Here is a 229-nt window from a genome sequence, read left to right as displayed (position 1 = left end):
AAATAGAAGTGGCTGATTTTACACAAGATAGTACAAAATTGGAGGAAATCTATCAAGATACTAAGATAAGAGGTTACACTTTGACCTCTTTATCAGCCAAAGCATTATTTATGGGACTGACGGAAGAAGAAGAAGAACTTATTATCAATCACTTATTTGAAACAGAATCGTGGGGATATTTTGAACTTTCATTTTTTTACTTTACAATGGATGATTTATCTGTAAAAGA

1 protein-coding gene is annotated in these 229 nt (G+C 31.0%); it reads left to right on the top strand.

Features of this window, described 5'->3' with window-relative positions:
• Positions 1–229, top strand: a 229-nt coding sequence (locus tag ETC27_RS18410) for an Rgg family transcriptional regulator (protein WP_205742814.1), incomplete at both ends; no start/stop codon positions are given.

The organism is Onishia niordana (assembly GCF_004798965.1).
Taxonomy (GTDB): Bacteria; Pseudomonadota; Gammaproteobacteria; order Pseudomonadales; family Halomonadaceae; genus Onishia; species Onishia niordana.
This window is presented reverse-complemented; position numbering and strand designations above follow the sequence as displayed.